6 protein-coding genes are annotated in these 6,026 nt (G+C 67.0%); 4 read left to right on the top strand and 2 right to left on the bottom strand.

Features of this window, described 5'->3' with window-relative positions; translation table 11 throughout:
- A partial coding sequence (locus AC1DU6_RS17380; RefSeq protein ID WP_477858558.1) for an NAD(P)H-dependent glycerol-3-phosphate dehydrogenase occupies nucleotides 1–708 on the top strand: 708 nt, incomplete at its 5' end.
- 1 nt (nucleotide 709) lies between these two features.
- Here AC1DU6_RS17380 and trmL read toward each other — a convergent pair.
- Together trmL and AC1DU6_RS17370 are read right to left on the bottom strand one after the other, a co-directional pair.
- Nucleotides 710–1,180 (bottom strand): tRNA (uridine(34)/cytosine(34)/5-carboxymethylaminomethyluridine(34)-2'-O)-methyltransferase TrmL, encoded by a 471-nt coding sequence (gene trmL, locus AC1DU6_RS17375; protein WP_457324493.1) that lies wholly within the window; start codon nucleotides 1,178–1,180, stop codon nucleotides 710–712.
- A gap of 28 nt (nucleotides 1,181–1,208) precedes the next feature.
- Nucleotides 1,209–1,964: a ComF family protein gene (locus AC1DU6_RS17370; RefSeq protein WP_477858556.1), complete on the bottom strand. Its 756-nt coding sequence runs from the start codon at nucleotides 1,962–1,964 to the stop codon at nucleotides 1,209–1,211.
- A 23-nt stretch (nucleotides 1,965–1,987) separates the two neighbouring features.
- On the opposite strand from AC1DU6_RS17370, the gene AC1DU6_RS17365 reads away from it, so the two are divergent.
- The 3 genes from AC1DU6_RS17365 (at nucleotide 1,988) to ctaD (ending at nucleotide 5,965) form a co-directional block, all read left to right on the top strand.
- The gene (locus AC1DU6_RS17365; RefSeq protein WP_457324491.1) at nucleotides 1,988–2,911 is read left to right on the top strand and encodes a class I SAM-dependent methyltransferase; all 924 of its coding nucleotides are present in this window, start codon (nucleotides 1,988–1,990) and stop codon (nucleotides 2,909–2,911) included.
- A gap of 186 nt (nucleotides 2,912–3,097) precedes the next feature.
- Nucleotides 3,098–4,285: a cytochrome c oxidase subunit II gene (coxB, locus tag AC1DU6_RS17360; RefSeq protein ID WP_477858554.1), complete on the top strand. Its 1,188-nt coding sequence runs from the start codon at nucleotides 3,098–3,100 to the stop codon at nucleotides 4,283–4,285.
- A gap of 30 nt (nucleotides 4,286–4,315) precedes the next feature.
- A complete protein-coding gene (gene ctaD, locus AC1DU6_RS17355) occupies nucleotides 4,316–5,965 on the top strand; it encodes a cytochrome c oxidase subunit I (protein WP_477858552.1) in 1,650 nt (549 codons plus the stop codon).
- The last annotated feature ends 61 nt before the right edge of the window (nucleotides 5,966–6,026 follow it).

Genomic DNA, 6,026 nt, shown 5'->3' with positions numbered 1-6,026 from the left:
GTGCTGTGGTTGTGCAAGGGTTTCGAGGCAGTCACCGGGCGGCTCGGCCACGAGATCGCACGCGAGTTGCAGCCGGCCATGCGCGTCGGTGTGTTGTCCGGCCCCAGCTTTGCGCAGGAAGTGGCCGCTGGCCGGCCCACGGCCCTGGTCGCGGCGAGCGAGGACGCAGCGCTCGCACAGGCCGCCGTCGATGCCTTTCATGGTGACAGGCTGCGCGTCTACACGTCCAACGATCCGGTTGGCGTCGAAGTCGGCGGCGCAGTCAAGAACGTCATGGCCATAGCGGTGGGCGTCTGCGATGGCCTCTCCGGCGCCGCACCTGATGCGCCGGGGTTGAACGCCCGCGCCGCCGTCATCACGCGCGGCCTGGCCGAGATGCTGCGCCTGGGCCTGGCCCTGGGCGCCAAGGCCGAGACCTTCATGGGTCTGTCGGGTCTGGGCGACCTGGTGCTGACGGCGACGGGCGACCTGTCGCGCAATCGCCGCGTCGGCCTGATGCTGGCGCAGGGGCTCGCGTTGCGGGACATCCTGGCCAAACTCGGTCATGTGGCCGAAGGCGTCTACAGCGCGCCGACGGTGCTGGCGCGTGCGCGCGAGGCCGGCGTCGAGATGCCGATCACCGAGGCCATGGTGGCCTTGCTGGACGGGCGGCTGCGTGTCGGCGAGGCGGTCGAGCACCTGATGGGCCGCGAGGCCCGCGCCGAATAATTCAGGCGCCGCCTGCGTAGCCGTTCTGCCGCCAGGCTTCGAACACGGCGACCGCGACGCTGTTGCTCAGGTTGAGGCTGCGCTGGCCCTCGCGCATCGGCAGGCGCACACGCCGATCAAGCGGGAAGCGCTCACGCAGTTCGGGCGCCAGGCCGGCCGTCTCGCTGCCAAACACGAAGTAGTCGCCCGGCTGCCAGGCCACCTCGCCAAAGGACCGGCTGCCGCGCGTGGTGAAGGCGAACATGCGTGCGGCGTCGGGCGACTCGGCCGCCAGGAAGGCCGCCCAATCGGCATGGCGCTGCACGCGGGCGTACTCGTGATAGTCCAGGCCGGCGCGTTGTAGCAGCTTGTCTTCCATCGAGAAGCCCAAGGGCTCGATCAGGTGCAGGCTGCAGCCGGTGTTGGCTGCGAGCCGGATCACATTGCCCGTGTTGGGCGGAATCTCCGGCTGGACAAGGACGATATGGAACATGGGGCGGAAGTATCCCGCCCCGCTTGGGCTATGCCTCGCCCGGCTCCGGCGTGCGCGCAATGACCCAGGCCTGCACGCTCATCGCGCCGGCCTGCAGCAGCACATGGGCCAGCTCGAACAGCGTCGCGCCGCTGGTCATCACGTCGTCGAGCAGCGCGACGCAGGTGCCGCGCAACTGCGCCGCGCGCAGCGGCTCGACGGCGAAGACGCCGCGCACATTGGCTGCGCGCGCCTCCAGCTTCAGGCTGGCTTGGGCAGCGTTGTGGCGTACCCGCAGCAGCATCTCCGGCTCGCAGCGCAGGCCGCGCCGGCGCGCCAGGGCCTTGGCCAGCTCGTGTGCCTGGTTGTAGCCGCGCTCGCGCAAGCGGTCGTTCGACAGCGGCACGGGCAGCAGCCAGTCTGGCGCGTCGACCTCGGCCGCGGCCAGCGCCGTGTTCAGGCGCTCCAGCAGGCTCTCGCGCAGTTCCAGGGCCTGGTGGTATTTGAAGTGCTGCAGCAAGCCGTCCCAGGGGAAGCGGTAGTCCAGCGCAGCCACGGCGCGGTCCAGCGGTGGTGCCGCGTGCAGGCAGCGCCCGCATTGGGGGCGGGGCCTGCCGGTCAATTCGATGGGCAGCCTGGCCGCGCAGGTCCAGCAGCGCGGCTGCGGGCGTGCGTAGAGGGCCAGGCAGGCTTCGCAGATGGTCTGGTGGCTCCAGGCACGGCAGACGGCGCACTGGCCGGCGCAGCGCAGCAGGACTTTCTCGATCAGTGCAGGCTTCGTTGCCGACAGGGAGCGCTCGGGCATCGGCTCAATATACTGACCGCTCCATGAGTGAACCGGCTTCGACCCCTACTTCAAACAAGGGGCCGCGGCCCCAGGACCTCGACGCCGCCGCCGTTCGCCACCAGGCGCGCCGCCTCGCGGCCGCTGCGCAGCCGCCGTGGTTGCACGACGAGGTCGCCGGGCGCATGGCCGAACGCCTGACCTATATCAAGCTGCAGCCGAACCGCGTGCTGGACGCATCGCCGGCCTTGGGCGCCAGTGGCGAGCTGCTGCGCCTGGCTTACCCGAGCGCGGAGTTGCTGTGGCATGAAGCCGACACGGCGCTGGCGGCTCGCGCGGCCGAGAAGCGCCAGCGCAACTGGTGGCAGAAGCTGCGTGGCGCCTCCTCCGGTCATGTCGATTCGCTGCCAGCGTTGCCCCAGGTCGACCTGTTGTGGTCCAACATGGCCCTGCATGCCTGCGCCGACCTGCCGGAGCTGCTCGACACCTGGCAGGCCAGCGTCGCGGTCGGCGGCTTTGTGATGTTTTCCTGCCTGGGCCCGGACAGCTTCGTCGAACTGCGGCCGTTGTATGCGCGCGCCGGCTGGGGCCGGCCGGCGCCTGACTGGTGGGACATGCATGACATCGGCGACCTCGTGCTCAAGGCCGGCTTTGCCGACCCCGTCATGGACCAGCAGCGGCTGCGCCTGACCTGGGCCACGCCCGAAAGCCTGCTTGCCGACCTGCGGGCGCTGGGCGGCAACCTGGCGCCCGCGCGCTTCGCCGGCTTGCGCGGTCGCAAGTGGAAGGCGGCACTGCTGGCGCAGCTGGAAACGCTGCGCGACGGCGAAGGCCGGCTTGCGCTGACGGTGGAACTCGTTTTCGGCCACGCCTTCAAGGCGGCGCCGCGGCTGACGATGGCGGCCGAGACCCATGTGTCCATCGACGCCATGCGCGCAACGCTGCGCAAGGGCCGTGAAACCGGGTGAAGGGGGATGAAGGGGGTGAATCCCCGGGGGCGGCATGGGCCGTCCCTCTCGGAGCCTGGGCTAAAATCCCGCGCCGCATAGAGGGCTTTGGGGCAACACCCGGCTCAACCCACGGAACTTGCCTCCCAAATCCAGCTGTCGGGCTGGACAAGCAAGCCCCGCTCTTCAAAGAACCAAGTGACAACCATGACGATGATGAACGCACGAGTGCATAGCGCCTCACGCGCTTGGGGCCGTTGGGCCACGGCGGCGATGGCGGCCCTGGCGGCCGGCCCAGCCCTGGCGGTCAACGACCTGAAGGGCGGCCCCGGCGTCAATCAGCTCAATCTGCACGAGCCGGTCACGCGCATCGCGGCCGACCAGATGTGGCTGCACAACTTCGTGATGATCGTCTGCCTGGTCATCTTCTTCGCGGTGTTCGGGGTGATGTTCTATTCCATCTTCAAGCACCGCAAGTCCAAGGGCGCGGTGTCGGCCAACTTCCACGAGAGCGTGGCCGTCGAGATCGCCTGGACGGTGGTGCCCTTCCTCATCGTCATCGGCATGGCCCTGCCGGCGACCAAGGTCGTCGTCGCGATGAAGGACACCACCAACGCCGACGTGACCATCAAGGCCACCGGCTACCAGTGGAAATGGGGCTATGACTACCTGAAGGGTGAAGGCGAAGGCATCGGCTTCCTGGCCACGCTGGACACGGCCCAGCGCGAGTCCTCGAACTCCAAGCACCCCGAAGAGGTCGACGACTACCTACTGAAGGTGGACAACCCGCTGGTCGTGCCGGTGGACAAGAAGGTCCGCATCATCACGACGGCCAACGACGTCATCCACGCCTGGATGGTGCCGGCCTTCGGCGTCAAGCAGGATGCCATCCCCGGCTTCGTGCGCGACACCTGGTTCAAGGCCGAGAAGATCGGTGACTACTACGGCCAATGCGCCGAGCTGTGCGGCAAGGAACACGCCTACATGCCCATCCACGTGAAGGTCGTGTCCGCCGAGGACTACACCAAGTGGGTGGATGGCAAGAAGAAGGAAATCGCCGCCAAGGCCGATGACCCGAACAAGGTCTGGGAGCAAGCCGCCCTGGTCGCCCGCGGCGAGAAGGTCTATGGCGCCAACTGCGCCGTCTGCCACAAGGCCGACGGCTCGGGCGCCGGCCCGATCAAGCCGCTGGACAAGTCGCCGGTCGTGCTCGCCGAAGACAAACTGCAGCAGGTTCAGGTCGTGCTGAACGGCCGCATGGACAAGGGCATGCCCGCCTGGAAGCAGCTCAGCGATACCGACATCGCCGCCGTGATCACGTACACGAAGAACAGTTGGTCCAACAAGACGGGCCAGACGGTGCAACCGGCCGAAGTGCTGGCCGCCCGCAAGTAATCGACCGAACGCCGAATCAGAGGAAATCACATGAGTGCAGTGCTCCCCCCCCACGGCGCGGTCGGTGGCCATGACGGCCACGCCCACGATCACGACCACCACGATGATCACCACGCACCCCACGGCTGGCGCCGCTGGGTGTTCGCGACCAACCACAAGGACATCGGCACCCTCTACCTGCTGTTCTCCTTCACGATGCTGATGGTCGGCGGCATCCTGGCCCTTTGCATCCGCGCCGAGCTGTTCCAGCCGGGCCTGCAGTTCTTCAACCCCGAACTCTTCAACCAGTTCACGACCATGCACGGTCTGATCATGGTGTTCGGCGCCATCATGCCGGCCTTCGTCGGCTTCGCGAACTGGATGATCCCGCTGCAGATCGGCGCGGCCGACATGGCTTTCGCGCGGATGAACAACTTCAGCTTCTGGCTGCTGATCCCCGCGGCCATCATGCTGGTGGGCAGCTTCTTCATGCCCGGCGGCGCCCCGGCTGCGGGCTGGACGCTCTACGCGCCGCTGACGCTGCAGATGGGCCCGTCGATGGACGCCGGCATCTTCGCGATGCACATCATGGGCGCCTCGTCCATCATGGGCTCCATCAACATCATCGTCACCATCCTCAACATGCGCGCCCCCGGCATGACGCTGATGAAGATGCCGATGTTCGCCTGGACCTGGCTGATCACGGCCTATCTGCTGATCGCCGTCATGCCCGTGCTGGCCGGCGCCATCACGATGACGCTGACCGACCGCCACTTCGGCACCGCCTTCTTCAACCCCGCGGGCGGCGGCGACCCGGTCATGTACCAGCACATCTTCTGGTTCTTCGGCCACCCCGAGGTCTACATCATGATCTTGCCGGCCTTCGGCATCGTCAGCCAGATCGTGCCGGCCTTCGCCCGCAAGCGCCTGTTCGGCTACGCCTCCATGGTGTACGCGACGGCGTCGATCGCCATCCTGTCCTTCATCGTCTGGGCTCACCACATGTTCGCCACCGGCATGCCGGTGACGGGCCAGCTGTTCTTCATGTACGCGACCATGCTGATCGCCGTGCCCACGGGCGTGAAGATCTTCAACTGGCTGGCGACGATGTGGCGCGGCTCGATGACCTTCGAGACGCCGATGCTGTTCGCCGTCGGCTTCATCTTCGTGTTCACGATGGGCGGCTTCACCGGCCTGATCCTGGCGATGGCACCGGTCGACATCCAGCTGCAGGACACCTACTACGTCGTGGCMCACTTCCACTACGTGCTGGTGGCCGGCTCGCTGTACGGCATGTTCGCCGGCTACTACTACTGGTCGCCGAAGTGGACCGGCGTGATGTATTCGGAGACCCGCGGCAAGATCCACTTCTGGGGTTCGCTGATCTTCTTCAACATCACCTTCTTCCCGATGCACTTCCTGGGTCTGGCCGGCATGCCGCGTCGCTATGCCGACTACCCGATGCAGTTCGCCGACTTCAACGCGATTGCATCCATCGGCGCCTTCGGCTTCGGCCTGATGCAGGTCTACTTCTTCCTGTTCGTCGTCGTGCCGGCCATGCGCGGCAAGGGTGAGAAGGCGGCGCAGAAGCCCTGGGAAGCCGCCGAAGGCCTGGAGTGGGAAGTGCCGTCGCCGGCGCCCTTCCACACCTTCGAAGAGCCGCCCAAGCTGAACGCTTCGGCCACCAAGATCGTCGCCTGATGGCCATGACGCCCGAACAGCGCAAAGCCAACCGACGGCTGGGATTGATCCTGCTGTCGAT

Source organism: Roseateles sp. P5_B10 (genome assembly GCF_056400485.1).
The sequence above is the reverse complement of the archived record's forward strand: the minus strand, read 5'-3'. Positions and strand labels throughout refer to the sequence as shown.

Bases quoted from the DNA above. Each gene is read 5' to 3' on its own strand.
- trmL (WP_457324493.1), bottom strand. From the start codon at position 1,180: ATGTTCCATATCGTCCTTGTCCAGCCGGAGATTCCGCCCAACACGGGC.
- AC1DU6_RS17370 (WP_477858556.1), bottom strand. From the start codon at position 1,964: ATGCCCGAGCGCTCCCTGTCGGCAACGAAGCCTGCACTGATCGAGAAA.
- AC1DU6_RS17365 (WP_457324491.1), top strand. From the start codon at position 1,988: ATGAGTGAACCGGCTTCGACCCCTACTTCAAACAAGGGGCCGCGGCCC.
- coxB (WP_477858554.1), top strand. From the start codon at position 3,098: ATGACGATGATGAACGCACGAGTGCATAGCGCCTCACGCGCTTGGGGC.